At 62.9% G+C, this 26,609-nt stretch carries 21 protein-coding genes and 1 tRNA gene; 15 read left to right on the top strand and 7 right to left on the bottom strand.

Translation table 11 applies throughout. The annotated features are described in order from the left end of the window. Nucleotides 1–109 precede the first annotated feature (109 nt). Nucleotides 110–1,024: a 2-dehydro-3-deoxygalactonokinase gene (locus QA643_RS02575; protein ID WP_283031651.1), complete on the top strand. Its 915-nt coding sequence runs from the start codon at nucleotides 110–112 to the stop codon at nucleotides 1,022–1,024. 1 nt (nucleotide 1,025) lies between these two features. After that, nucleotides 1,026–1,673 (top strand): 2-dehydro-3-deoxy-6-phosphogalactonate aldolase, encoded by a 648-nt coding sequence (locus QA643_RS02570; protein ID WP_283031650.1) that lies wholly within the window; start codon nucleotides 1,026–1,028, stop codon nucleotides 1,671–1,673. Nucleotides 1,674–1,716: 43 nt separating this feature from the next. On the opposite strand, the gene QA643_RS02565 is transcribed toward QA643_RS02570, so the two are convergent. Next, nucleotides 1,717–1,899 carry a hypothetical protein gene (locus tag QA643_RS02565; protein ID WP_283031649.1) on the bottom strand — a complete coding sequence of 61 codons (183 nt, stop codon included), beginning with the start codon at nucleotides 1,897–1,899 and terminating at the stop codon, nucleotides 1,717–1,719. A 753-nt stretch (nucleotides 1,900–2,652) separates the two neighbouring features. Here QA643_RS02565 and QA643_RS02560 point away from each other — a divergent pair. The 5 genes from QA643_RS02560 (at nucleotide 2,653) to QA643_RS02540 (ending at nucleotide 10,526) form a co-directional block, all read left to right on the top strand. Continuing rightward, nucleotides 2,653–6,516 (top strand): LuxR C-terminal-related transcriptional regulator, encoded by a 3,864-nt coding sequence (locus QA643_RS02560; RefSeq protein ID WP_283031648.1) that lies wholly within the window; start codon nucleotides 2,653–2,655, stop codon nucleotides 6,514–6,516. A gap of 315 nt (nucleotides 6,517–6,831) precedes the next feature. Beyond that, nucleotides 6,832–7,509, top strand: coding sequence for a nitroreductase (locus tag QA643_RS02555; RefSeq protein WP_283031647.1), 678 nt, complete (start codon nucleotides 6,832–6,834; stop codon nucleotides 7,507–7,509). Between the two features lie 33 nt (nucleotides 7,510–7,542). Continuing rightward, on the top strand, nucleotides 7,543–8,655 hold the full coding sequence (locus QA643_RS02550; RefSeq protein WP_283031646.1) for a murein L,D-transpeptidase family protein: 1,113 nt from the start codon (nucleotides 7,543–7,545) through the stop codon (nucleotides 8,653–8,655). 362 nt (nucleotides 8,656–9,017) lie between these two features. Then, the gene (locus QA643_RS02545) at nucleotides 9,018–9,209 is read left to right on the top strand and encodes a hypothetical protein (RefSeq protein ID WP_283031645.1); all 192 of its coding nucleotides are present in this window, start codon (nucleotides 9,018–9,020) and stop codon (nucleotides 9,207–9,209) included. A gap of 600 nt (nucleotides 9,210–9,809) precedes the next feature. Then, complete coding sequence (locus QA643_RS02540) at nucleotides 9,810–10,526, top strand: PEPxxWA-CTERM sorting domain-containing protein (protein WP_283031644.1); 717 nt, start codon at nucleotides 9,810–9,812, stop codon at nucleotides 10,524–10,526. A gap of 312 nt (nucleotides 10,527–10,838) precedes the next feature. Here the strand turns inward: QA643_RS02540 and QA643_RS02535 are convergent. Continuing rightward, a tRNA-Ser gene (locus QA643_RS02535) sits at nucleotides 10,839–10,928 on the bottom strand. Between the two features lie 199 nt (nucleotides 10,929–11,127). Here QA643_RS02535 and QA643_RS02530 point away from each other — a divergent pair. Beyond that, complete coding sequence (locus tag QA643_RS02530; RefSeq protein WP_283035090.1) at nucleotides 11,128–11,472, top strand: hypothetical protein; 345 nt, start codon at nucleotides 11,128–11,130, stop codon at nucleotides 11,470–11,472. Nucleotides 11,473–11,727: 255 nt separating this feature from the next. Here QA643_RS02530 and QA643_RS02525 read toward each other — a convergent pair whose 3' ends face one another. From QA643_RS02525 to QA643_RS02515, 3 genes are all read right to left on the bottom strand, one after another. Then, a complete protein-coding gene (locus QA643_RS02525; RefSeq protein ID WP_283031643.1) occupies nucleotides 11,728–13,191 on the bottom strand; it encodes a trehalose-6-phosphate synthase in 1,464 nt (487 codons plus the stop codon). A gap of 196 nt (nucleotides 13,192–13,387) precedes the next feature. Further along, complete coding sequence (gene otsB / locus QA643_RS02520) at nucleotides 13,388–14,203, bottom strand: trehalose-phosphatase (RefSeq protein ID WP_283035089.1); 816 nt, start codon at nucleotides 14,201–14,203, stop codon at nucleotides 13,388–13,390. A gap of 36 nt (nucleotides 14,204–14,239) precedes the next feature. Then, complete coding sequence (locus tag QA643_RS02515) at nucleotides 14,240–15,709, bottom strand: MFS transporter (RefSeq protein WP_283031642.1); 1,470 nt, start codon at nucleotides 15,707–15,709, stop codon at nucleotides 14,240–14,242. Nucleotides 15,710–16,199: 490 nt separating this feature from the next. On the opposite strand from QA643_RS02515, the gene QA643_RS02510 reads away from it, so the two are divergent. Further along, nucleotides 16,200–16,553: a DUF3175 domain-containing protein gene (locus tag QA643_RS02510; protein ID WP_283031641.1), complete on the top strand. Its 354-nt coding sequence runs from the start codon at nucleotides 16,200–16,202 to the stop codon at nucleotides 16,551–16,553. Nucleotides 16,554–16,675: 122 nt separating this feature from the next. On the opposite strand, the gene QA643_RS02505 is transcribed toward QA643_RS02510, so the two are convergent. Then, entirely contained in the window at nucleotides 16,676–18,715 is a 2,040-nt protein-coding gene (locus QA643_RS02505; RefSeq protein ID WP_283031640.1) for a HAMP domain-containing methyl-accepting chemotaxis protein, read from the bottom strand. 461 nt (nucleotides 18,716–19,176) lie between these two features. Here QA643_RS02505 and QA643_RS02500 point away from each other — a divergent pair, with 461 nt between their 5' ends. The 4 genes from QA643_RS02500 (at nucleotide 19,177) to QA643_RS02485 (ending at nucleotide 24,169) form a co-directional block, all read left to right on the top strand. Beyond that, complete coding sequence (locus QA643_RS02500; protein ID WP_283031639.1) at nucleotides 19,177–19,662, top strand: (2Fe-2S)-binding protein; 486 nt, start codon at nucleotides 19,177–19,179, stop codon at nucleotides 19,660–19,662. Between the two features lie 87 nt (nucleotides 19,663–19,749). Further along, nucleotides 19,750–22,089, top strand: a complete 2,340-nt coding sequence (locus tag QA643_RS02495; protein ID WP_283031638.1) for a xanthine dehydrogenase family protein molybdopterin-binding subunit — start codon at nucleotides 19,750–19,752, stop codon at nucleotides 22,087–22,089. A 16-nt stretch (nucleotides 22,090–22,105) separates the two neighbouring features. Further along, nucleotides 22,106–22,906, top strand: a complete 801-nt coding sequence (locus tag QA643_RS02490; RefSeq protein ID WP_283031637.1) for a xanthine dehydrogenase family protein subunit M — start codon at nucleotides 22,106–22,108, stop codon at nucleotides 22,904–22,906. Nucleotides 22,907–23,062: 156 nt separating this feature from the next. Further along, nucleotides 23,063–24,169 (top strand): CaiB/BaiF CoA-transferase family protein, encoded by a 1,107-nt coding sequence (locus QA643_RS02485; protein ID WP_283031636.1) that lies wholly within the window; start codon nucleotides 23,063–23,065, stop codon nucleotides 24,167–24,169. 92 nt (nucleotides 24,170–24,261) lie between these two features. Here QA643_RS02485 and hppD read toward each other — a convergent pair whose 3' ends face one another. Then, on the bottom strand, nucleotides 24,262–25,386 hold the full coding sequence (hppD, locus tag QA643_RS02480) for a 4-hydroxyphenylpyruvate dioxygenase (RefSeq protein ID WP_283031635.1): 1,125 nt from the start codon (nucleotides 25,384–25,386) through the stop codon (nucleotides 24,262–24,264). A gap of 122 nt (nucleotides 25,387–25,508) precedes the next feature. Here hppD and QA643_RS02475 point away from each other — a divergent pair, with 122 nt between their 5' ends. Next, on the top strand, nucleotides 25,509–25,976 hold the full coding sequence (locus tag QA643_RS02475) for an Lrp/AsnC family transcriptional regulator (protein WP_283031634.1): 468 nt from the start codon (nucleotides 25,509–25,511) through the stop codon (nucleotides 25,974–25,976). A 236-nt stretch (nucleotides 25,977–26,212) separates the two neighbouring features. Then, nucleotides 26,213–26,524, top strand: a complete 312-nt coding sequence (locus QA643_RS02470; protein WP_283031633.1) for a DUF1272 domain-containing protein — start codon at nucleotides 26,213–26,215, stop codon at nucleotides 26,522–26,524. The last annotated feature ends 85 nt before the right edge of the window (nucleotides 26,525–26,609 follow it).

Raw genomic sequence — 26,609 nt, 5'->3', positions numbered from 1 at the left:
ATCATGCTGATTGCGCCTCTGCAAATCAAATGGAAAGCGGGCGTAGCTCGCAGGCAGACCGGCGTGGTATCATGTCGCCGGGCGCAGATAGCAGCGGGACGGACACGGAATGAGCGAGGCAGCCTATGTCGCGGTCGATTGGGGAACGAGCAGCTTTCGGCTGTGGCTGATCGATCGCGCCGGCAAGGTGCTGGGGGAGCGGCGCAGCGACGAGGGGATGATGGCAGCCGGCAAGGTGGGCTTTGCGGCGGTGCTGCAATCGCATCTCGACGCGGTCGGCGCCGCGCCAGCGCTACCCGTGATCATCTGCGGCATGGCCGGCGCCCGCCAGGGCTGGGTTGAAGCCGGCTATGTCGATACGCCGGCGCCGCTGGCGTCGGTCCTGAAACAGGCGGCCATCGTGCCCGGACAGGATCGCGATATCCGCATCCTTCCCGGCGTAGCGCAGCGCGACCGCAGGGCGCCCGACGTCATGCGTGGCGAGGAGACGCAACTGCTCGGTGCCCTCGGCCTGGATGCGGCCGGCGACGCGCTCGTCTGCATGCCCGGCACACATTCGAAGTGGGTCAGCGTGCGCGGCGGGACCGTCGAGCGCTTCGCCACCTTCATGACGGGCGAATTGTTCAGCGCGGTGTCGCGCGAGACGATCCTGTCGCACGCGGCGGCCGGCGCCGATGAGGCGCAGGACGTCGACGCCTTCAAATCGGCGGTCATGGCCGCGTTCGAGCGGCCGGCGCTAACGGCCAACCTGCTGTTCCAGGTGCGATCGGGACAGCTCCTGCATGGCGGCACGGCTTCCGCGGCCCGCGAAAAAATATCGGGCACGCTGATCGGCCTTGAGCTGGCGGGCGGACTCGCTGGCGAAGTGCCGAAGACCGCCATCACGCTGGTGGCCTCGGGAAGGCTTCAAACGCTGTATCAATTGGCGTTTGACACGGTTGCCATTTCCGTTCGAACCATCGGTGCCGAAGAAGCAGTTCGGCGGGGGCTTTCGATGGCCGCTGCAGCGATTTGGAGCGTATGAAATGAGCGTCGTCCCATTTCCACCGATGAAGTATCCGCTGGTCGCGATCCTGCGCGGCGTGAAGCCTGGAGAGACGGAGGGTATCGTCAGCGCGCTGATCGAGCGCGGCATGACGGCGATCGAGATTCCGCTCAACTCGCCGGACCCGTTCCGCTCGATCGAGATCGCCGTCAAGTGCGCGCCCGCCGGCATCCTGATCGGGGCCGGCACCGTCCTGACGCTGGATGATGTCGCGCGGCTGCACGATGTCGGCGGCCGGCTGATGGTGAGCCCCAACGTCGATCCCGAGATCATTGCCAGCGCGCGGGCCCGCGGCATGGTGACGATGCCCGGCGTCTTCAGCCCCACGGAGGCACTGCTCGCCGCCAAGGCGGGCGCCTCCAGCCTCAAATTCTTTCCGGCCAGCGTGCTGGGCGCCGCCGGCATCACAGCTATTCGTGCGGTTCTACCCGCTGACATCATGATCGCCGCAGTGGGCGGCGTCTCCGATACGAATTTCGCTGACTATGTGAAGGCCGGCATCACTGCGTTCGGCCTCGGCAGCAGCCTCTACAAGCCCGGCATGACGGCGGCGCAGGTGGCTGATCGCGCGAAGGCGACGATCGAGGCGTATGACAGGGCGATTGGGCAGCGCGAGGGCGCCGCCTGACCGTTGCGCGCCGGCGCGCTTACGGTGGCCGGGCTAGCGGGCTTTAATTAAGCGGTTCAAACCGAGCGATCCGCATCGGCCCTTCCCATAGCTCCACCGGCCTGTCTTGGACGAGCTGTTTCGCTCGCTCTTTGGCATCTTCCAAGCTCTGGCAATGAATATCGATACGGGCAATGGCTTCGTCCTGCGCAGTCAGTTCGAAGGCTTGATAATATTTTAGCGGCATCGGCGCTCCTTTATCAGGATAGCGGTACCGCTTTTGCTGCGTCGCAGGCCATATACCGATGGACATAGGGACGGGTGCGGGGGGAGCCGGCTTCGGTGACCCCTGCAGTTTACCGACAAGACCCTTCCCGCAGGTGGCGTCATCGTCAAATATGGTTACACGTCAAAACCGGCATCGGCTGCTGCAAAAGAAGCCGCAAGGAGCGACCCTATTGCTCCTGCAATCGGCGAAGCTGAGCCAGCAACTCTGCCTCTAATTCCCGAAGGTGAGCTGCCGTCGGTTCACGAGAATACTGTTTGGCCAGCTCTCTGCAGCGCTCCAGCCTTTCAGAGATTACCGATTTTTCCCGATCGAGATCCATAAGCGTAAGATGCGACAGAGCGCGCAAGGGTGCAATACCGGCATGCTATGAGGGTTGCTGGCGACAACTGCGGCGTGCACAATAAACCATTCTCGCTGGCCACCGTATCAACCCGGACCGGGAGCTTGGACCCCGACCTGGGGCTTGCGGTGGGGCACAAAAACGGTTCATTCTGAAGATAAGATAGTTAATACTTTCAAGGGGGTCGGATGCGTCTTGCGGCGCACCATGACACAAACGATGGCAGCTAGCTCGCCTTCCTCGCGGAGCATGAGTTATCCGGTTCGGATGCCGTGGCGTGTACCCCGGGCTGCCCTCGCCAGACCATCTCGATTCTGCGCCGGGGCGGCAAAAGGGCTGCCGCACCGCGCTGCGCAGCCGGGGTCAAGCCTATGTTAGATGTGTCCGCGGACCAGGGAACATTCACGCGCAGCATCCGGCTGGTGATCGCGGATCGACAACCGATCGTGCTGCAGGGGTTGAAGTCGCTATTTGCCGCACAGCGCGACTTCGAGATCGTTGCGTCGTGCAATACCGGCACAAGCTGCGTCGAAGCAATTCGCAATTTGACACCCGATGTCGCGCTTCTTGCCGACACGATGCTCGACCTGACGATATCCGAAATTCTCGCCGTCGCGAAAGCCGAGCGTCTTGCCACGCGCCTGGTGTTCTTTACCGAATCCGAAATAAGCGACGAACTGGCTGCGGCAATCGCGGCCGGCGCCTGCAGTGCAATCTCGAAGTACACGAATCCCGACACGATGCTGCGAACCCTGAGGCTGATGACGGAGGAGATCAGCGCGCCACCGGATCGGTCCCGAGGCCTCTCGTCAAACGGCAAGGGAATAAACGGCGCCCAAATTGAAAAAATGTTGGGGCTGCTGACGCACCGCGAGAGCCAGATTGTTCGACTCGTGTCCGAAGGACTGTCGAACAAGGAGATTGCGCGCCAGCTGAACGTTTCCCAAGGCACCGTCAAAGTACACCTCCACAACATATTTCAGAAGCTTGAAATCAGTAACAGGACCGTGCTGGCCACGATCGCGTTGTTGCAGCGGTCCGCGGGCTTCAGCACGCTCGCGCTCGCTGCCCTGGCGTTTGCGATTTTGGACGACGTCAAGGCTTCGGAGACGAACGACGCATTCCCGGATGACGCCAGCACCGACGACAAGGATCTCGAGCACCCCGCATTTGAAGTCTGGAAGAAGGCGATCCTCCGGCACACCGTCGTTGTGGATCACGGTGAGACGGGCGTGGCGCCGCAAGGAGCGGCCGCCGTCAAGGTGAGCCACAACCCGGCGGCAAGAAGGGAAGAATTGCACGCGGCCGAGCATGCTGTTCTGTCCAACACGGCGCGAGGCTACGGCCCGGTCGGATCCAGCACGCCCTTTCTTTTCGTTTCGCCGCTGCTGCAAGCGATTAACAATAGCCAAATCGCCGGCTCCACAGCACCGCAGCCGTTTCCCCTGCCGGCGTTTGCCTCGGATCCCGTAAAGGGCCAGGCAGGCAACGTCGCCTTCGCCATGACGGCCGCCGGCGCCTTAATCTACACGCTCGACCATTCCAGCGCCGCGGTGCAGGCGCCCGACCCCGGTGGAGCGCTGATCGACGCGTCCGCGGTTGCCGCCATGGATCGCACCACGCAGATGGCGGCGATCGCTACTCATGGCGCCGGCGACGCAGGCTCGAACGATGTCGACAGCCCCGCACCTGGAGCTGATATCTACGCCCCACATTCGCCGCCCGCGTTCGGCGCGCTTGGACACGAAAGCGTCACGGGAGAAGGAAATGCGGGCCAACTGATCCGCGGCGGAGACAACGCGATCTCCGAAGGATCCGGCAGCGACTCTGTCAACGGCAACGATACCATCACCGGCGGACACGGCGGCGACCGGCTGGCCGGCAGCAACGGTAATGACGCCTTTGTCCATCACTCAGCGAAAGATTCCAACTCTGCCCAGCTCGACACCGTCATCGATTTCACATCGGGGGCGGACAAGATCAACCTGGCAGCTTTAGGCGCATTGGCGTTCCTTCACCTGACATCGACAAGCACGTCGGTGCCGCCGCATACCCTCGCCTGGATCTACGATCCCACGACCAATGAAACGATTGTCTATGTCAATCCGACGGATCACAGCCTTGATATCGGCGATTCGGGCCTGCTGGAAATCCACTTGCAGGGCGTTGTGTCCGTTGCAGAGTCGGATTTCGTTCATGAGCCTGACGCAGCGGCTGTCGCGGCGGCTTTGCAGGGAATCGATCCTGAGCTGCTGAAGGCGGCCGCGAGCGATGGGACCGTCCTGACGGGCAGCGCGGATACTTCCGTCGAAGCGGAGACGAGCGAGCGCGCGCTCGCGGCGGCTGATATCTGGACGATGCCAGCCGACGACGGCTTCCGGTTTCATATTGGGCGGGACCGGATCGGCTCTGCCGTTTCGACGAGGCTCACCAGCTTCGACGATGATTTGCCTTATGCAACGGAAGCGCGCGATGATGATGCGGTTACCGTGCCGGCGCATGTATCATCAATCCAGTCTGCTCATAGCCACACACCTGACCCGATCGAGGAAAAATTCACATTCAAGAACGAGCCCGCCCATGCGAATTCCGGCACTGTGACGACCGGACATGGCAAGGCGAACGTAGCCTCCGGACCTGAACTTTTCGAATTAGGCGCCGCCGTCGTGCCCCCGGTCCCCGGCCCGGCGCCCGCCGAACCTGGCGTCGCACCCGGCAATAGCGCGGGTCACGGTAACTCGCAGCACGCTGCGCAGTCCGCCGCTGAGCCGACCGAGCCGGGTATCGCCTCCGGTAACGGTATCGACCACGGAAACACAGAGCACGCGCCGAACGCGGCCGCTGCGAAGGCATCGGCGGCCGTCGATCCGCCAGAACCGGGCGTCACGCCGGGCCACGGCAACTCGCAGCAGGCGTCACACCCGGCCTCGGCAGGCAACATGGGAGCGGCCGAGCCCCTCGAACCCGGCGTCGCGCCCGGCAATAGTGCAGGTCACGGCAACTCGCAGCACGCTGAGCAATCCCCCGCTGCGAGTTCATCAGCAGCCGCCGAGTTGCCCGAACCCGGGGCCACATCAGGTAACGGCGCTGGCCACGGCAACGAACCGCACGCCCCGAACTCGGCCGCGGCGAAAGCATCGGCGGCCGTCGATCCGCCAGAACCGGGCGTCACGTCCGCCCACGGCAACTCGCCGCAGACGCCACACTCGGCCTCGGCAAGCAATATGGGAGCGGCCGAGCCCGTCGCACCCGGCAATAGTGAAGGTCATGGCAACTCGCAGCACGCTGCGCCATCCGCCGCTGCCGACGTATCGGCAGCCGCTGCGCAGCCCGAGCCGGGCGCCACATCGGGTAACAGTGTCGGTCACGGCAACGCACAGCATGCGCCGAACTCCGCCGCCGCGAACGCGTCAACAGCCGCCGAGCCGACAGAGCCAGGCATATCCGGGCACAACAATCCGGAGCCCGCTTCACACCCGGCCGCCGCAAGCGCTGCGGCAGCGGCCGAGCCGATCGAAATCGGCGCCGCGCCGGGTAATGGTGGTGACCACGGTAACCCGCCGCAGGCTTCGCAATCCGTCGCTGCGAATGCATCCGCGGCGGCCGAGCCGACAGAACCGGGCGTCACGCCCGCGCACAGCAACTCGGAGCCCGCTTCACACCCGGCCGCCGCAAGCGCTATGGCAGCGGCCGAGCCGATCGAAACCGGCGCCGCGCCGGGTAATGGTGGTGGCCACGGTAACCCGCCGCAGGCTTCGCAATCCGTCGCTGCGAACGCATCAGCGGCCGCCGAGCCGACAGAGCCGGGCGTCATATCCGGACACAACAATCCGGAGCCGCCTTCAGACCCGGTCTCTGCAAGCGCAGCGGCCGAGCCGATCGAAACCGGCGTCGCATCGGGCAATGGTGGCGGCCACGATAACCCGCCGCAGCCTTCGCAATCCGCCGCGGCGAGCGCGTCAGCGGCCGCCGAGCCGATTGCGCCTGTGTCCGGGTCGGGGGCCCCCGGCCAAGAGACAGCATTCCACTTCAATAACGAGGCTGCGCCTTCCACCCCCACCGCGAGCGTCGAGCTGCAAGAGCTTGACGGTGCGCCAGCTCCGCTCAGCCAAGCCGCCGAGCTAGCGGCAATCCTTGAGGCAGGGCCGGCGGCTCCCGAGGAACACGCGGCCAGTCACGCCAATAACGCTCCGCACCACGCAGCCGCGCACGGATCCCACGACCTGCTCACGTGAGTCGCTTTGCGCCCCTTCCGAACGGTGCCATCGCGCCGGGCCGCCGCGGCCCTCAGCAAAAATATCGAAAACAACCCCATGCACAGTAGCCGGCGGCCGCTGCAACCGACGGCTTGGACAGAAACTTGACACGTCGGGCAAATCAGCGGCACAATTTCATTATCCCAACATCCGCTAGACGACGGCGCGCGCAAATTGACGCGATCAGGTTCGGCGTGGCCGGACCGTTGAGGACACGCCGCCGTGGCTTGTGCGAGATGCAGAAATCACGAAAATCCCGGCGGCTTCAGAATTTGTCAGGGGAATTTTACACAGATGCAGTTTGATGACGTCATCCTCGGTCGCCGGAGCATCCGCGGCTACAAGCCCGATCCGGTGCCCAAGGCGCTGATTGCGGAAATCATTGGTCTGGCGATGCGCGCGCCGTCGTCGATGAACACCCAGCCCTGGAATTTCTACGTCATATCAGGCGAACCGCTGGATCGAATCCGCGCCGGCAACACCGAGCGAAACGTGGCGGGCATTCCGCACTCGCGCGAATTCCGCACCGGCCAGCCCTTTGCCGGCAAGCACCGCGACCGGCAGATCGGTGTCGCCAAGCAATTATTCGCCGCGATGGGAATCGAGCGCGACAATAAGGACAAGCGCCAGGACTGGGTGCTGCGCGGCTTCCGTCAATTCGACGCCCCCGTCTGCGTGATCATCACCTATGATCGCGTGCTGGACGGCAGCGACGATACGCCCTTCGATTGCGGCGCCGTGGCGACCGCGCTGGTCAACGCCGCCTGGTCGCGCGGGCTCGGCGCCGTGATCAACAGCCAGGGCATCATGCAATCCCCCGTGGTGCGCGAGCACGCGGGGATCGCCGACGATCAGGTCATCATGAAAAGCATCGCACTGGGCTGGCCGGATGAGACGTTTCCGGCGAATGCGGTGGTGTCGGAGCGGAAGTCGGTTGAGGAGGCTACGGTGTTTGTGGGGTTTGAGAGTTAGCGGCGCGCGGGCGGAAGGGCTGGAGGTGCAGCAGTGATCCGCGCGGCCCGACATGCGCTTGTGCTGGTAGTAGCCGCCATTGCTGCGGCCTTGACGCCGGTCGCCTGCCTTGGCGAGGGCAGCAAGCCGTTGCCGGCCAAGGCAACACAGGAGCTGCCGCCCGAGCTGCTCGCACTGCTCGAACAGAAGAAGATGCCAAAATATTCGCCGATCGTGTTGCGCCTCTTCAAGGAGGAAGCGGAGCTCGAAGTCTGGAAGCAGGACACGGCTGGCCGTTTCCAGATCCTCAAAACCTATCCGATCTGCCGGTGGTCGGGCGATCTCGGGCCGAAGCTATACGAGGGCGACCGACAGGCTCCGGAAGGGTTTTATACGATTACGCCTGAGTTGATGAATCCCAACTCCAACTACCATCTGTCGATCAATCTCGGCTTCCCCAACAACTTCGACAACGCGAACAAGCGCAACGGCAGTTTTCTCATGATCCACGGCGACTGCTGGTCGAGCGGTTGCTATGCCATGACCGACGAACAGATCAGCGAAATCTATTCGCTGGCGCGCGACGCGCTCAGCGGCCGGCCGTCGTTCCAGGTGCAGGCCTATCCGTTCCGCCTGACGCCGGAAAATCTGGCGCGGCATCGAAATAGTCCCAACCTGGCCTTCTGGAAAATGCTCAAGGTCGGCAACGATCACTTCGAGGCGACGCAACGCGAACCCAAGGTGGATGTGTGCAACCGCCGCTACGTATTCGATGCGCAGCCGCCGCCGAACTCGCCGCACCCTCTCGCGTTCAACGCAGCCGAAAAATGCCCGCCCTTCGTCGTCAGTCCCGAAATCGCGCGGCGGGCAAAGGAAAAGCAGCGCGCCGACGAACGCGCCTACGCGCGATTGGTTGAAGACAATGTGCCAGCGGCCCCGATCTACAGCGGACTTGACGGCGGCATGAACAAGGCTTTCCTCGCAAAATTTCCGGGCCGGGTGACGCTTGCGAAAGTGATGCCGTATGCATCCTACCTCCCGCAGTTGCCGCCGATCCCGTGGATCGACAATGACGGCTCGTTGACGAGCAGATGGTTTGGGAGTTCGTTCGACAAGCCGGTCATGTGTGACACGGCCCGGGCTAGCTTCCCGACGGACCGGTGCTAAACGCTCGTTCCCCGTAAGCGATCGTTGAGGAGTTGACTAGCTCGATCTCGGCACGCCGAAAGAGCTTTGCGATGTTGCGCGGCGGAATTCGACGGGAGAAGTGATCGAGCTGAGAACGGACCGGCTTCAACTCCGATGCTGCCGTCCGGCCGACGGTTGATTGTTTTCGGACTGGTATTGCCTTCGATGGGAGAAGGGTCCGGCTCAATCGCGATTGGCGACCCTGAACATCTTAAGGTCTTTGGCTAGCGAAGACGCCGCAGAAATATGGTTTAAGGAAAATGACCCCGAAGGCGTGGCCTTTGAATATGAGATTCTGGAGTGAACCGCTGCCTTGCCAATAACAACTTTGGGAGAGCGAAATGGCTGAAAGGAACGACCTTCAGGTTACCGGCAAATCGCAATTTGAAGTCGCCTACGAAATGGCGAGGTTCATTCTCATCAACATGGAAGGGCGTCAGGTGAAAAGCATAAAGCGCCAAGAGTTCTTGCATTTGGTAGCTGACTGCGTCGAGGCCTTGCGCGGCATCAAGGCCAAGGAGATTCTCGGTTAAATGAACCACGTTGGCGGCAGGGCCGCCTCTCTAAGCGAAAAGCCCGCCCGCGACGCCCGGGCTGATCGCGAATATTTCAAGTATTGATATGCATGGAGTTGAGCAAGAAACGAACCTCTATCGGTCTATCACTGGGCCACTTGATCTCCCGTAATACTACGGAGGTATGCCTGCCAGCGTGAATCGGCGGCCACTGTGGCATAGGCATTGCACCTCGTCCGGCGACTGGGATTTCAGTGCTCAGTCTGAGACAAGGCGCCGTCGGGACAGTAGATTTCGAGCCCTGCGACGCACCATTTGGCACGGTTTTTGGTGAGGTAGCGATGAGAACGAAGCTTCGAAGGCCGCGATGGGAGCTCAAACCGATCTGGACGGCGCGGCCCTTAGAAGAGCTCCCGATCGAGGTCAAAAGGCTTCCGAAAATGGTTCCGCCTAGCTGAGGCAGCCGTTATCGAGCCATCGGCCCGCAAACGCGCTCCGCTTAGTTCCCCGGCAGCTCCATTTAATCCCTGGCCCGTGATAACACATTTACTAGCCATTAAATTTTTGTTACAAATTAAAAAGGGGGGCAGTGGCAATATATGTATTGGAGTAATTGTCATGCTTGGAACTCGCTTAACATTAAGGGGAATTTTAGTATCTACCGCGGTGTTTTACTCGGCTTTGACACTGCCTGCGCAGGCAGCAACGGTACTGCATTTAAGTAACTCTGGAACGGCAGATAATCCGCTCCAAGACCCAGCTTTCCTTAGCTCGTCCACGCAGTTTTTCGTCGATAACGTGTCAGGACAAAGCGCTGCTGGTCCTACGACACTGTACTTCCTTTCAGCAGGTGCAGCGCCGGTGATAAATTCAATTTCTCTCACCGCAGTCAGCAATGGCGGTGTGGTCGGAGCAACTACTGCGGTCACATTTGGCGCGGTCACCGATACGACATTGAACTTCACTAGCTCCTCACCTGACCTGTACACTTTGGTCGGTTTGAACTCCGGCAACAATTCGATTAACTGGAGCAACCTTTCATCTGCTTTCAACGCTCAGTTTGGCAGCACCCCGGCATCGTTTGATGTCTACTCTGTACTCGTGAATACGGGCATCACCGGTAAGGATTTTCTTGAAGTCAACGGCACGTTCGGTCAGGGCACAGTCATTGCACCCTACATCGCACCTGACCTGTTCACCTCATGGACGAACACCGGTGTTGTAACGGGCGCAGTGCCGGAACCCTCAACATGGGCAATGATGATCTTGGGCTTCGCCGGTGTCGGTTACTTAGCCTATCGCCGGCGCAAACAGCCGTCTTTTATTGCCTCTTAAATCCAGCACGCGGCCTTTGTCAGAGTTAAAGAGACCGCCTTCGGGCGGTCTCTTGTTTTTCCTTCTTTTCCTCAATCACGTGGCCGGCGCGGGACGTTGGCTCTTGGTGTGTGGGGTGTCGCGACGATATCTAGTTAGCTGGTGGCCCAGGAAAGGGATGCCGCAGCGATAATCTGGGCGGTGGCTATCTGCTTCCCGCTAGCCGACAATACCTGCTCACCGGACCAGTGCGTGTCGGATGCCCCAGCCGAGCAATCCGTAGAACGCTGCAAACCCGGCAAACATGCCGACCAGTTTGATAGGCGGCATCCATGGCGGAGAGAGTGGGATTCGAACCCACGGTACGGTTTCCCGCACACACGCTTTCCAAGCGTGCGCCTTAAGCCACTCGGCCATCTCTCCGGAGGCCCTCTCTTGAAGGGGCAGGAGTGATTTTGCAAGTCAGGCCGGGCACGGTGGCTAAAATTTCCCCAATTCGTTGAATTCGTTTGGTAATTTTGACCGCCCGAACGCAATATTTTGCGCTTTGCCGGGCCTTGAACCGAAATCCGGCCACGATCGACGATGATAAGTGGCGGCCCTAACGGTGGAGGACGGCTTGATGATCACGCGCACGCTTCAAATCTCCGTCCTGCTATCGGCGCTCGCCATCGGCACGGCCGCCCCGGTGCTGGCGCAGTCCTGCACCCGCCAGGGGGTGGACGTGACCTGCGACGACGGCCGCCGCGGCGTCTTCTCCAACGACGCCATCGTCTGGGCTGACGGCACGCAGTCCCGGCTGGCCTCGCCGCATCCGAGCGTCATCATCGGCAACAAGTCTTCCGTCGTGATCGGCCCCGGCGTGTTCGCCGGCAACGGCAAGGGCGGTTATGTGCCGATGGAGAATCCGAGCGCGCCGGCCAAGGCGCGCTGCCCGGTGCTGGATGGGGTGTCGTATTGTTATTGAGGGGGGTGCGCGTCCCTCATGGTGAGGAGCGCGAAGCGCGTCTCGAACCATGAGGCCCGGCCGGTGGCCTTCATCCTTCGAGACGCCGCTTCGCGGCTCCTCAGGATGACGGGAGAGATATATCCACGTCATTGCGAGCGCAGCGAAGCAATCCACGTCTCGGCTCGGGGATAGATGGATTGCTTCGCTGCGCTCGCAATGACGGAACTGGATACGTTCACAGCCTATCAGGATGAGGAACGAGAAGCATCGACGCTAATGATACCGCGCCGTGTTGCTGTTGCCGGCGGAGCGCAGCGGCCAGCGGGCGGGCTCGACGATGACGGGCGCGAGCGCGTCCTTGTCGAGCTGGCATTCGCGCAAGGCTTCGGTGAAATCGGCGAACCATTGCTGGATCGTATGGCCGCGCAGCTTCGCCATCATCGCTTCCCAGCGCATCCGCCGCTCGGTCAGCGGCATCGACAGCGCGATCGCGATGGTGCGCGCCATGCCGTCGATATCGTGCGGGTTGACCAGCAGCGCGGTGTCGAGCTCGTTGGCGGCGCCGGCGAATTTCGACAGCACCAGCACGCCGGGATCGACCGGATTTTGCGCGGCGACATATTCCTTGGCGACGAGGTTCATGCCGTCCTGCAGCGGCGTCACCACGCCGACCTGCGCGGTACGGTAGAGGCCGGCCAGCACGGCCTGGCCGTAGCCCTTGTTGAGATAGCGGATCGGCGTCCAGTCGACCTCGCCATGAATGCCGTTGACGTCGGTGACGAGCTTGGCGACCTCGCTCTGCAAATTGCCATAGGCCTCGATCCCGCCGCGCGAGGGCGTGGCGATCTGCAGCAGCGAGGCGGTGCGCGCGAGCTGCGGATGCATCGTCCACATCCGGTCGAACGCCTTGATGCGGTTGATCAGACCCTTGGAATAATCCAGGCGGTCGACGCCGATCGCGAGCTTTTCGCCGTTCAGGCTGCGGCGCAGGCGCGAGACATCCGGATGCGTCGATGCCTTCATCGCGAGCTGCGCGAACTGCTGCGGGTCGATGCCGATCGGAAACACCGCGGCGCGGGTCCGGCCGTGGCGTGAAATGACGACGCCGTCATGCACCACGAGGCCGAGATCCGCCTGTGCGTAAGACAGGAAATTCTCGCAGTCTTCCTCGGTCTGGAAGCCGATCAAATCATAGGCCAGCATCGCCTCGATCAGCTCGCGATGATGCGGCACGCCCGAGATTACCGTGCGTGACGGCCAGGGCGTGTGCAGGAAGAAGCCGACCGGCTCGGTGACGCCGAGATCGCGCAGCTCGGCGCCAAGCGCGAGGAAGTGGTAATCCTGAACCCAGAACGCGGAGTCTGCTTTTCGGAACCGCAGCAGCGCGCGCGCCATGAAGGCGTTCACTTCGCGATAGCTGACGTAATCCTCCTGCGAGGCGCGGATCAGATCGGCGCGCGAATGCAGCGCCGGCCACAGCGCGGAATTGGCAAACCCTTCATAGTAGCCGCCGTAATGCGCCGCCGGCAGATCCAGCATCGCCAGTGCGCCCGCACCCAGTGCTTCGACTTCGGCGAAAGGTTCCTTCAGGTTCCCGTCGCGAACCCTGCCGCTGGAACCAACCCAGATGGCGCCCGATTTCTCGACGATCGGCAACAACGCCGCCGCGAGTCCCCCCGTCATGGGTTCGTTGGGTTTTCCGCGCGAAACGCGGTTAGAAACGACGACGAGGTTCAAAGGTCCCCTCCCGTTGGTACGCCCGCATTAACAGCCATTCATCAATATGGTTCCGGATCACCCTTTCAACGAATTGAAACCAAATTCGGGCTGCGGCGTAGGGGAACTCACCGGAACTCACGAAAAATAAATTTTGCCGCGAACCTCGGCATCATCGGCGAGAATCTATGTTCGAAACCCGTCGAGATGAAAAATATTATGGCAGTGCTGCGTCCCTTTCGTCGTCAAGCAGGTGTGTCAGGAATTCCCTGACATCACTCGGTGAATCGAAATGCCCGGCGACGCCCTTGGCGCGGCGGCCGACCGAGAACGAGAGGCCGTCGAAATCGGGCATGATCGCAAACACGGTTTCATCAGTGACGTCGTCGCCGATGAAGAACGGGCGGCGTCCCCTGAACGGCTCGCGTGTCATCAATTCGCGCACGCCGCTCGCCTTGGTGAAGCCGGAATGCTTGATCTCGCAGACGCATTTGCCGGGCAGCACCTCGATCGGCGCATTGGGAAGATCGGCGCGGATCAGCGATACCGCAGCATAGATCGCTTTTTCGGCATGCGGCGCGAGGCGGTAGTGCAGCGCCAGCGAATAGCCCTTGTCCTCCAGCAATATTCCCGGGCTCAGTTTCGCGATCGCCGCCAGGCGCCGCTTCAATTCCTTGTCCAGTGGCGGCGCATGGGCGTCCACGGATTCGCTGTCCATCTCGAGCCGCATCTCGGCGCCATGGCCGCCGACCGCCGGAAACACGTCGGGCGCAAAGATCAGGTCGATGTCGTTGATCGAGCGCCCGCTAACCAGCGCCAGCGCGCCGTTGGTCCGCCGCAGCAGACGGTTCAGCGTCTTCGACAGGCCCGGCGGCACCCAGACCTCACGTGGCGTCGGCATCAAGTCGAGCAGCGTGCCGTCGATATCGAGCAGAATCGCCGACTCGCTCAAATGCGGCACCAGCGAAGCCGGCACCGGCACGGTTTCGGGCGTAGCCTCGTCTTCGCGGGCGATATCATCTTCCAAAGGCATTTCCAGCAGATCCTGCTTCATGTCGTCCATCTTATCCTACTCCACACATGCGAGTGGCCGTGCGACAGATTCGAGCGATTTGCGCTCGGCCGCAACGGCATACCGCCACGCCACCGCGGCGGCCACGATCATCAATGCCGACCCCAACAGGTAGCCGGCGAAAACGCTGTTGCGCGATCCGGTATCGACCAGCGCGCCGAACAGCGCAGGTCCCGCCACGCCGCCAATGCCGGTGCCGATCGCGTAGAACAGCGCAATCGCAAGCGCGCGCACCTCCAGCGGAAAGTTCTCGCTGACGGTAAGATAGGCCGCACTCGCCGCCGGCGAGGCAAAGAAGAAGATCACCATCCAGGCAATCGTCTGGGTCTGCGCGCTCAGGACGCCGATCGAGAACAGGTAGCCCGATAGCGCCAACAGCACGCCCGACATGCCATAGGTGGTCGCGATCATCGCGCGGCGGCCGAGCGTGTCGAACAGGCGGCCGAGCAGCAGCGGCCCAAGGAAGTTGCCCGCCGCAAAGGGAAGGATGTACCAGCCGACATCGTTCGCCGGGATGCCGAAGAAATCGGTCAGCACCAGCGCAAAGGTGAAGAAGATCGCGTTGTAGAAGAACGCCTGCGAGGCCATTAGCACTAGGCCGACCAGCGAACGCTGCCGGTAGGTCGTGAACAGCGTGTGCGCCACCTCGCCCAGCGGCGTGTGGCTGCGCATCCGCAACCGGATCTTCGGGAATACCTCGTCGGCCGCATGATCGGGATGGCGTATCGAGGCACGCTCGATATCGTCGACGATGGCATGCGCTTCCTCCGGCCGGCCATGGATCATCAGCCAGCGCGGGCTTTCCGGAATCCACATCCGCATCACGAACACGATCAGCCCGAGCGCCGCACCGATGAAATAGGCCAGCCGCCAGCCCAGGTCAGGCGCAAGCACCTTGGGATCGAGCAGCACGATGGCGGCGACCGCACCGATCGCCGCGCCAATCCAGAAGCTGCCGTTGATGACAAGATCGGTCCAGCCGCGATAGCGCGCCGGCACCAGTTCCTGAATCGTCGAATTGATCGCGGTGTATTCGCCGCCGATGCCCGCCCCGGTGAGGAAGCGGAACAGTGCGTAGCTTGCGACACTCCACGACAGCGCGGTGGCGGCGGTCGCGGTGAGATAGAGCGCCAGCGTAATGAAGAACAGTTTCTTGCGCCCGATCCGGTCCGTCAGCCAGCCGAAACCGAGCGCGCCGAGCACGGCGCCGGCAAGATAGGCGCTGTTGGCGAGGCCGACATCGAAATTGGAAAATTGCAGCGTCGGGCTTTCCTTCAGCGCGCCGGACAAGGCGCCGGCCAGCGTGACTTCCAGCCCATCCAGGATCCAGGTGATGCCGAGCGCGGCTACGACGCGGGTATGAAACCCGCCCCAACGCAGGCAATCGAGCCGCGCCGGTATCGAGGTCTCGACGACGCGGTCGATCGAGGTCTCGACGACGCCGTCGCGACCCTGCTGCGCAGTCACGGAAAAGGGGGCAGTCTCATTCACCGCCGCACCATGCCGTATTGCTCTCGCTCCCATCGGATTGGACCAACGAAAAACACCCCGGAACGCCCCAGCCCCAGGGTTTTCACGCTCAATTGCGGCAAACATGATGCCCGCGACGGAGATAACGCCATTCTGGGGGCGATGTTCCGGGGGTAGCGGGACTGTTAAATTGCATGGCTAATGATGCACGCATGCAGCCTCTGCGCTTGAAGTGAGGCTGCGGTTGCGCCGAATCCCTCGACTGTCATCCCCGCGAAGGCGGGGATCCAGTACGCCGCGGCTTATCGGTTCGATCATTGGCGTCTCTGGAATACTGGATCGTCCGCTTTCGCGGACGATGACAGTGCATTCAGTGATGCATTGTGGGCACGTCGCCGGCGCTCCTCTGCCTACGCTACGAACTGCATCTCGCGAGGAACCGAGCGACGACGCGGCTGTTCTCGGCACAATAGCAATGGAGCCGATCATGGCCGAACGTCGAAAAAAGACACAGCCGCGGAAGACCGCGGCCCGAAAGAGCAGCCGCACCACCAAGGCGAAGAAATCATCGCCGAAGCGATGGTCGCAGCGCGTGACCGAGGGGAGCGACGCGCTCGATCTCAAGCGCGGCGTCTTCAAGCAGACCAGCGCGAAAAAGATCGCCGCATCGCTGAAGCGCTCCGCCGAGCACAGTTCGCGCCGCAAGTCGGGCGCGTACCGATCCGCATTGTCGATGCTGACCTTCTACATCAACCGCGCCGGCAAGACCTTGCCGAAAACGCAGCGCGCGCGGCTGGAGCGGGCGAAGCTGGAATTGAAGCATCAGTTCGGGCGGGAGTGACTTCGTCGTCCCTGCGAACGCAGGGACCCATACGCCGCGACCCTCGCAAGAGGCACGCGGCCAGTTGCACGTCAACAACGCTCAGCGGTGGTTATGGGCCCCTGCGTTCGCAGGGGCGACGGCTACGCCGCCCTGATATTCGCCATGAAGCGGTCGAGCTCCTCGCGCAGGCGGGCGCTTTCGCTCGACAATGTGCGCGCCGAGTTCAGCACTTCCTCGGACGCCGAGCCGGTTTCGGTCGCGCCGCGGTTGACCTGCATGACATTGCTGGCGGCCTCCTGCGTGCCTTGCGCCACGTTTTGGACGCTGCGCGCGATCTCCTGCGTCGCCAGGCTCTGCTGCTCGACGGAGCTGGCAATCGTCGCAGCGATGTCGGAGATCTTTCCGATCGTGCCGCCGATCTCCTTGATCGCGGCGACCGATTCCTGCGTCGCGCCCTGCATGCCCGCGATGTGATTGGAAATCTCGTCGGTCGCCTTCGCGGTCTGGCTGGCCAGCGATTTGACTTCGGACGCGACCACGGCAAAGCCGCGACCGGCATCGCCGGCGCGCGCCGCTTCGATGGTGGCGTTCAGCGCCAAGAGGTTGGTCTGCTCGGCGATCGCGGTGATCAGCTTGACCACGTCGCCGATCTCCTGCGCGGCGCGCGACAGCTTGCCGATCCGCCCGTCGGTCTGCTCGGCCTGCCGGACGGCCGCGTCCGCGATCTCGCTGGATTCCTTGACGCGCCGCCCGATCTCGTCGACCGAACTCGACAATTCCTCGGTCGCCGAGGCCACCGACTGCATGTTGCTGGAGGCTTCTTCCGAGGCGCCGGCGACCTGGCTCGAAAGATTTTGCGTGGTTTCCGCCGTCCGCGTCAGCGTATCGGCCGCGGCTTCGAGCTGCACGGCGGAAGATGAAACGTTGGCGACGATGGCGCCGACTGCGGCTTCGAACTCGTCGGCGAAGCGAATGAGCTCGGCGCGGCGCGCGGCGCTCGCCGCCTTGTTCTGCGCTTCCTGGGCGGCCGCGTCGCGCTCGGCACGGGCGATCGCCTGCACCTTGAATTCCTCGACGGCGCCCGCCATCTCGCCCAGCTCGTCCCTTCGGCCAAGGCCGGGCAGCACGACCTCGAAATCGCCGGCGGCGAGCTTGCGCATCGCGTTGCACATCGCCGTCATCGGCCTGGAAATGCCGGTGCCGAGCAGGAACGCCCAGATGCAGCCGAGCAGGAAGCCGCCCGCGGCGAGGATCGCGATCAGCCGCTCGGTCTCGCCGATGGTCGCATCCGATTCCGCCTCAAGCCGCTTCTGATCGGCGAGCAGGGCAGATTTCATCACGGCCGAGGCCTTGTTGATCTCGGCCGCGGTCTCCGTCATTTCCTGGATCAGCCCGTCGATCTCCTTGGCATTGCCGATCAGCTTGGCAAGCGACGTGCGGTATTCCTCCAGCAGGCCGGCAACTTCCTTGATGCCATCAAGGATTTTTGCGTTGGTTGTCGAGATCGCCTTCAGGGCATTTTCGACGAATTTCAGGCGCGCCAGCGCGCTGTTGGCGACCGTTTGGTCGGAATTGACCACGAACGTATTGGCAAGCGCGATGACCGCCTGGAACTGCTCCGTCACCTTCTTGGCGCCAAGCGTGATCACCGGCATCTCGTCGTCCTCGGCATTGCTCGGGAGATCGTCGAGCTTGTAGCGCAGCGAGTTGCCGGTGCGCCCAAGCTGGTTCTGCGCGATGCGTGCGCTCTCGTCCTTGACCTTGAGCATGTCGGCGAAAATCTTGGTAAAGGTGCGGAATTCCCGCTCCAGCTTGGCGAGCTGCTCCAGCCGCGCCGGATCGGTGGTCCCCTTCATCGAGGCCAGGATCGCATCCTTGAGGCGGGCTTCCGCCTCCAGCGCGGCCTTGCCATCCTCTTCCTTGCCGGTCACGACGAAATAGCGCGCCAACAATCGATAGGACAGCAGCTCGCGGTCGATGTCGCGCGACAGGTCGGCTTCCTGTACGCCGCGCCGGTAGGACTCCACGACGCCGGAGGTACGCTCGAACCCGAGATAGGCAAAGCCCATGCTGGCGGCCGAAATCGCCAGCACGACGGCAAAGCCGAGCATGATCTTGGCGCGGAACCGCAGCGCTGGGAGCCTGAAAGACGCGCCGCCGCTACGCTTCAGAAATCGCATGTCACCCCCCGTTTTCATCCTGAAAAACAGGCATCGGGAGGCCCAGCCCCCAATCCGGTGCGCAAACTTAAGGCAGAATGGATAAGGGGGCGTAAATCCGGGCAAAGGTGGCAAGGGGTGTGGAAGGGGCCGGCTTCTTATCCTCCCCTGGAAGGGGTCCGAGACGAGCGAAGCTCGCTCGTGGATCGGTTCGCATGAAATGCGAACCGAGGCGGGGTGACGGTCTCTCCGCATCCAACAGTGCCCGAGTGGAGAGATCACCCCACCCCGTCTCACATTTCGCTTCGCTCAATATGAGCCGACCCTCCCCTCCAGGGGAGGGTAAGAAAGATTCGCATCGTGGGTCGCTGCACATGCACGAATGTCATCACGATGACGGGCCTTTAAAAAAATCCTAGTTGCAAGTTCCCGCGCCGCTGTTTCTAATTGGAATAATTACAAAACATCGGGAGGAACTACGTGTGTCTACAGTCAAGCTGACCGTAAACGGCAAGGCCGTCTCGGCCGAGGTCGAAGACCGAACCCTGCTCGTCAATCTCCTGCGCGACCATCTGAACCTGACCGGCACCCATGTCGGCTGTGACACCAGCCAATGCGGCGCCTGCGTGGTTCATATCGACGGCCAGGCGGTAAAGTCATGCACCGTGCTGGCGGCCCAGGCCGCCGGCTCCAGTGTCACCACCATCGAGGGCATCGCCAAGGGCGACGAGCTGCACCCCATGCAGGCCGCGTTCCGCGACAATCACGGCCTGCAGTGCGGCTTCTGCACCCCGGGCATGATCATGTCGGCGATCGATATTGTGCACCGCCACAGCGGCCAGCTCGACGAGGCGACCGTCCGGCACGAGCTGGAAGGCAATATCTGCCGCTGCACCGGCTACCACAACATCGTCAAGGCTGTGCTCGACGCGGCCGGCCGCATGAAGGTGGCGCAGGCGGCTGAATAGCCGCCGGCCAGCACGTTTTCCGAATTCAAGGCCGCGTTTTCGAAACGAATGGCGGCAAACCAATAACTCCGGTTGGGAGGACAGGACATGGGCGTTGAAGGCATTGGCGCAAGCGTGGTGCGCAAGGAAGACCGCCGTTTCATCACCGGCAAGGGCCGTTACGTCGACGACATCAAGCTGCTGGGCATGACCCACGCCCACTTCATCCGCAGCCCGCATGCACATGCGAAGATCAAGGGCATCGATAGCGCCGCGGCGGCGCAGATGCCGGGCGTGATCGCGGTGCTGACCGGCCAGCAGATCGTCGACGACAAGATGGGCAACCTGATCTGCGGCTGGGCCATTACCTCCAAGGACGGCTCGCCGATGAAGATGGGCGCCTGGCCGGCGATGGCGCCGGAGACGGTGCGGTTCGTCGGCCAAGCGGTGGCGGTGGTGATCGCCGAGACCAAGAACCAGGCGCGCGATGCCGCCGAAGCCGTGGTTATCAATTACGAAGAATTGCCGGCGGTGGCCGATGTCACAGCCGCGATCAAGCCGGGCGCGCCGCAACTGCACCCGGAAGCGCCGGGCAATGTGATCTATGACTGGCACCTCGGCGACGAGGCCGCGGTCAAGGCCGCCTTTGCCAAGGCCGCCAACGTGGTGAGCCTCGACCTCACCAACAACCGCCTGGTGCCGAACGCGATGGAGCCGCGCGCGGCGATTGCCGATTACGACGCGGCGGAAGAGCATTTCACGCTCTACACGACCTCGCAGAACCCGCACGTCGCCCGCCTCGTGCTGTCGGCGTTCTACAACGTCGCGCCCGAGCACAAGCTGCGGGTGATCGCGCCCGACGTCGGCGGCGGTTTCGGCTCGAAAATCTACATTTATCCGGAAGAGATGGTGGCGCTGTGGGCGTCCAAGAAGGTCGGTCGCCCCGTGAAGTGGACCGGCGACCGCACCGAAGCCTTCCTCACCGACGCGCATGGCCGCGACCACGTCACCCATGCCGAGATGGCATTCGACAAGGACAACAAGATCCTCGGCTTGCGGGTGAAGACCCACGCCAATTTCGGCGCCTATATGTCGCTGTTCTCCTCGGCGGTGCCGACCTATCTCTACGCGACGCTGCTGTCGGGCCAGTACGTCATCCCCGCGATCTATGCCGAGGTGCTGGCTGTCTACACCAACACCACGCCGGTGGATGCCTATCGCGGCGCCGGCCGGCCCGAGGCGAGCTACCTGCTCGAGCGCATGATGGAGACCGCGGCGCGGCAGCTCAAGGTCGATCCAGCCGAGCTGCGCAAGAAGAATTTTATCACCACATTCCCCTACCAGACGCCCGTGATCATGGCCTATGACGCTGGTGACTTTAACGCCTCGATCGATGCGGCGATGAAGGCAATCGATTACGCCGGCTTCGCGGCCCGCAAGGCCAAGTCGAAAGCCGAAGGCAAGCTGCGCGGCATCGGCGTATCCTGCTACATCGAGGCCTGCGGCATCGCGCCGTCGAAGGCGGTCGGCTCGCTCGGCGCCGGCGTCGGCCTGTGGGAATCGGCCGAGATCCGCGTCAATCCGGTCGGCACCATCGAGGTGCTCACCGGTGCGCACAGCCACGGCCAGAGCCACGAGACCACGTTCTGCCAGCTGATCGCCGAGCGGCTGGGCGTTCCGATCAGCCAGGTCTCGATCGTGCACGGCGACACCGACAAGGTGCAGTTCGGCATGGGTACCTACGGCTCGCGCTCGATCGCGGTCGGCGGCACCGCCATCGTCAAGGCCATGGAGAAGATCGAATCCAAGGCCAAGAAGATCGCCGCCCACGCGCTGGAAGCGAGCGAGAACGACATCGTCATCGAGAACGGCGAGTTCAAGGTGACCGGCACCGACAAGTCGATCGCGCTGCCGATGGTCGCGCTCGCGGCCTACACCGCGCACAACCTGCCCGACGGGATGGAGCCGGGCCTGAAGGAAACCGCTTTCTACGACCCGACCAACTTCACCTTCCCGGCCGGCGCGTATATCTGCGAGGTCGAGGTCGATGCCGCAACCGGCAAGACCTCGTTCGTCAACTTCGTCGCCGCCGACGATTTTGGCCGCCTGATCAATCCGATGGTGGTGGAGGGCCAGGTCCATGGCGGCCTCGCCCAGGGTATCGGGCAGGCGCTGCTCGAGCACGCCCTCTACAACGAGAACGGCCAGCCGGTGACGGCCTCGTTCATGGACTACACCATGCCGCGCGCCGACGACCTGCCGTCGTTCAAGGTGCAGCACACCACGACGCTGTGTCCGAGTAACCCGCTCGGCGTCAAGGGCTGCGGCGAAGCCGGCGCGATCGGCGCCTCGGCCGCGGTCATCAACGCCATCACCGACGCGATCGGCCACAACAAGCTGGAAATGCCAGCAACGCCCGATCGCGTCTGGCACGCGATCCACGGTTAATCAGGGAGGACGCATCATGTACGAGACCACTTATCATCGCGCCTCCTCGGTCGATGAGGCAGCCGCGCTCTTCGCCAAAGGCAGTGAGGCGAAATATCTTGCCGGCGGCCAGACGCTGCTTCCTGTGATGAAGCAGCGGCTGGCTTCGCCATCCGACGTGATTGATCTCGCCAAGATCAAGGATCTCGTCGGCTGCTCGGGAACCACCTCCGGCATCCAGATCAAGGCGGCGACCACGCATTACGAGGTGTCGCAGGATGCCACCGTGCGAAAGGCGATCCCGGCGCTGTGCGCCCTCGCCTCGCAGATCGGCGATCCGGCCGTGCGCCATCGCGGCACCATCGGCGGCTCGCTCGCCAACAACGATCCGGCCGCGGATTATCCCGCCGCCGTGCTGGCGCTGAACGCGACCATCAAGACCAACAAGCGCACGATTGCGGCGGATGATTTCTTCCAGGGCCTGTTCACGACGGCGCTGGAGGACGGCGAGATCATCACCGCGGTCGATTTCCCCGTGATCGACAAGGCGGGCTACGCCAAATTCCCGCATCCGGCCTCGCGCTTCGCGCTGACCGGCGTGTTCGTGGCGCGGACGCATGGCGGCGACGTCCGCGTTGCCGCCACCGGCGCTTCGCAGAGCGGCGTCATGCGGGTTTCCGCGATCGAGGCGGCATTGAAGGCGAACTGGTCGGCGGGCGCGATCGACGGCGTCACGGTTTCGGCCGACGGCCTGCTGAGCGACATCCACGGCTCGTCCGACTACCGCGCCAACCTGATCAAGGTGATGGCGCAGCGGGCGGTGCAAGCGGCCGGCTGATCTATCCCGCTTTAAGCCATGCATGCGGCGCGCAGCGATGCGCGCCGCACTGCTTTTGGGCCAAGATTCGCTTGCCATGCGCTGGCTTCGGCGGGACAATTTAGCTAATCAACTAATTAAGGCGCTCCTTGTGAGGCTTTCCCGGGAGAAAAACACGTGCTCGACAAACCAGCCAGCCAATCCGCTATCGGCACCTCCGGCCCGCTTGCCGGCTTCCGCATCGTCGAGTTCGCGGGCATCGGTCCGGGCCCGTTCGCCTGCATGATGCTGGCCGACATGGGTGCGGAGGTCGTGACGCTCGACCGCGTCGGCGCCAAGAAGAATATGAAGTCGGCGGCGGGACGCGGCCGCAAGGTCGTCGAGCTCGATCTGAAGGACAAGGCGGCGATCGCGGGGGTGCTCGATCTGCTCGCCGGTGCCGATGCGCTGATCGAGGGCTTTCGTCCCGGCGTGATGGAGCGGCTCGGCCTTGGCCCGGACGTCGTGCTCGCGCGCAATCCAAAGCTGGTCTATGGCCGCATGACCGGCTGGGGCCAGGAAGGCCCGCTCGCGAACGCCGCCGGCCACGACATCAACTACATTTCCATTACCGGCGCGCTGGCGGCGATCGGCACAAAGGAAAAGCCGGTGCCGCCGCTCAATTTGGTCGGCGATTTCGGCGGCGGCGCGCTCTATCTCGTGGTCGGCGTGCTGGCTGCGCTCTTGGAAGCCTCGAAATCCGGCAAGGGCCAGGTGGTGGATGCAGCGATGTGCGACGGCGCGGCCTCGCTGATGTCGATGTTCTTCGACATGACCGCAATGGGGCGCTGGACCGAGGGCCGCGACCAGAATTTTCTCGACGGCGGCGCGCATTTCTACGGCGTCTATGAATGCTCCTGCGGCAACTTCATCTCGATCGGCTCGATCGAGCCGCAGTTCTACGCGCTGCTGCGCCAGCATGCCGGCCTGACCGACGCCGATTTCGATGCGCAGATGGACCGCAAGGCGTGGCCGGGCCTGAAGGAGAAGCTGACAAGAGTCTTTAAGAGCAAGACGCGCGAGGACTGGTGCAAGATCATGGAAGGCACCGACATCTGCTTTGCACCGATCCTGACCATGGCGGAAGCACCCAAGCATCCGCACATGGCGGCGCGAAAAGTGTTCGTCGAACGCCACGGCGTGACCCAGCCGGCGCCGGCGCCGCGGTTTTCGCGAACGCCGTCGGCGATCCGCGAGCCGGAGAAGGTGGAGCTGGCGGAGTTGGTAAGTGCGTGGAAGCGATGACGCCGTCGTCCCGGCGAAGGCCGGGACCCATAACCACGAATCGTTGTGACCGAAATAACTGGTGGCCCCGGCCTTCGCCGGGGCGACAACAATTACGCCGCGTGATCGTGCCCAACCTTCAACACCCCGCGCCGGATCTGATCCTCCTCGATCGATTCGAACAGCGCCTTGAAATTACCCTCGCCGAATCCATCGTCACCCTTGCGCTGGATGAATTCGAAGAAGATCGGCCCGATCGCGTTCGCCGAGAAGATCTGCAGCAGCACTTTTGTCTGGCCGCCGTCGACGACGCCCTCGCCGTCGATGAGAATGCCATTCGTCTGCAGCCACTCGACGTCCTCGCCATGTTGCGGCAAACGCGTGTCGATCTTCTCGAAATAGGTATCCGGCGGCGACGGCATGAACGGCAGGCCGGAGGCGCGGAGCGTCTCGACGGTGCGGTAGATGTCGCGGGCGCCGCAGGCGATGTGCTGGATGCCCTCGCCGCGATAGGTGTTGAGATATTCCTCGATCTGACCGGAATCGCCGGCGTCCTCGTTGATCGGAATCCGGATCTTGCCGTCCGGACTGGTCAGCGCGCGCGAGAATAGGCCGGACGCGCGGCCCTCGATGTCGAAGAAACGGATCTGGCGGAAGTTGAAGAGTCTTTCGTAGAAGCCGGTCCAGACATCCATGCGGCCGCGATGGACGTTGTGGGTGAGATGGTCGATGTAATAGAGGCCGGCGCCGGCAGGCCGCGGGTCCCGCGCGCCTAGCCATTCGAATTCGAGGTCATAGGCCGAGCCTTTGGCGCCGTAGCGGTCGACGAAATAGAGCAAGCTGCTGCCGATGCCCTTGATTGCGGGAACGTCGAGCGTCTTCTGCGCCGACGGGATATCGGCCGGCTCGGCGCCGAGCGAGAGCGCCCGCTCATAGGCCTTGTTCGCATCGACCACGCGAAACGCCATCGACGGCGCGCAGGGCCCGTGCGCGGCGACGAAGGCGTGGCCGTGACTGCCGGACTCCTCATTGACGAGATAGTTGATGTCGCCCTGGCGGTAGACGGTAATCTTCTTGCTCTTGTGGCGGGCGACCGGGACATAGCCCATCAGCTTGAACAGCGCGTGCAGCTCTTCCGGCTTCGGATGCGCATATTCGACGAATTCGAACCCGTCGGTGCCCATCGGATTGTCTGACGAGATGGTGGCGGCCGGCGCATCGTGCGGAAACGGACCCATGGCGAAACTCCCGAAAATTGATCTGGATCAATATCGGTCGTAACCGGCGCAAAGTGCATGCATACGGGCCTGCATTTGGCTATGATGATGCATGCTTCGTGCACCGAATGGATATTTCGCGCATGATCTCCGTAGACACCTTCGACCTCAAAATGCTCGCCGCGCTGCAGGACGACGGCCGCCTGACCAACCAGCAGCTCGCCGACCTCGTCGGGCTGTCAGCCTCGCAATGCTCGCGGCGGCGAATGCGGCTGGAGGAGGAAAAAGTGATCGCGGGCTATCACGCCGACCTCGCCGGCGAGGCGCTCGGCTTCAACCTGATCGCCTTCATCCACGTCACGCTGGCGACGCATTCGCCCGACAATTCCAAGAAGTTCCGCGCGCTGGTGAACCGCGTCGACGACATCCAGGAAGCCTATTCGCTGACCGGCGACGCCGATTACGTGCTGAAGGCGGTGCTGCGCGATCTGAAGGACCTCTCCGATCTCGTTAACAACGTGCTGATGCCGCACCAGAGCGTGGCGCATGTCCGCTCCTCGATCGTGCTTGATAGGCTGAAGGAGAGCGCGCGGCTGCCGCTGCGAGGTTAGCATCCGGGCCACATGGTTCGAGACGCGTCGCTTCGCGATGCTCCTCACCATGAGGGGAAAGAAGACCTCATCCCGAGGAGAAAGAGGACCTCATCCTGAGGAGCATCGCGGAGCGATGCGTCTCGAAGGATGAAAGCCCCACCGCTCGCGCATGGCGCAATTCGAGGGAAATTTGGCATTCGCGTTTTTCGGCCGATTTGCGATGATCCCTGAGGAATCAAAACCACGAGACACCCATGGCGCTGCAACTCCGCCCCAACTGCGAATATTGCGACAAGGACCTGCCGCCGTCAGCGATGGACGCGCGGATCTGTTCCTACGAATGCACGTTCTGCGCGGACTGTGCCGACAACAAGCTGCACAATGTCTGCCCGAACTGCGGCGGCGGGTTCGAGCGGCGCCCGATCCGGCCCGCGACCGAGCGGCGGCCGGGCGTTTGCGTGACCAAGCAGGTGCCGTCGGACAAGCGGGTGCATTTGAAATATTCGCTGGAAGACGTCGCCGCCCATTGTGCGCGGCTGAAAGATATTTCGCCGCAGGAGCGGTGAGCGTCGCCGTCGTCATTCCGGGATGGTCCGAAGGACCAGACCCGGAATCTCGAGATTCCGGGTTCGATGCTTCGCATCGCCCCGG

Origin of the sequence: Bradyrhizobium sp. CB3481 (assembly GCF_029714305.1) — a bacterium.
In the GTDB taxonomy this organism is placed as follows: domain Bacteria; phylum Pseudomonadota; class Alphaproteobacteria; order Rhizobiales; family Xanthobacteraceae; genus Bradyrhizobium.
This window is presented reverse-complemented; position numbering and strand designations above follow the sequence as displayed.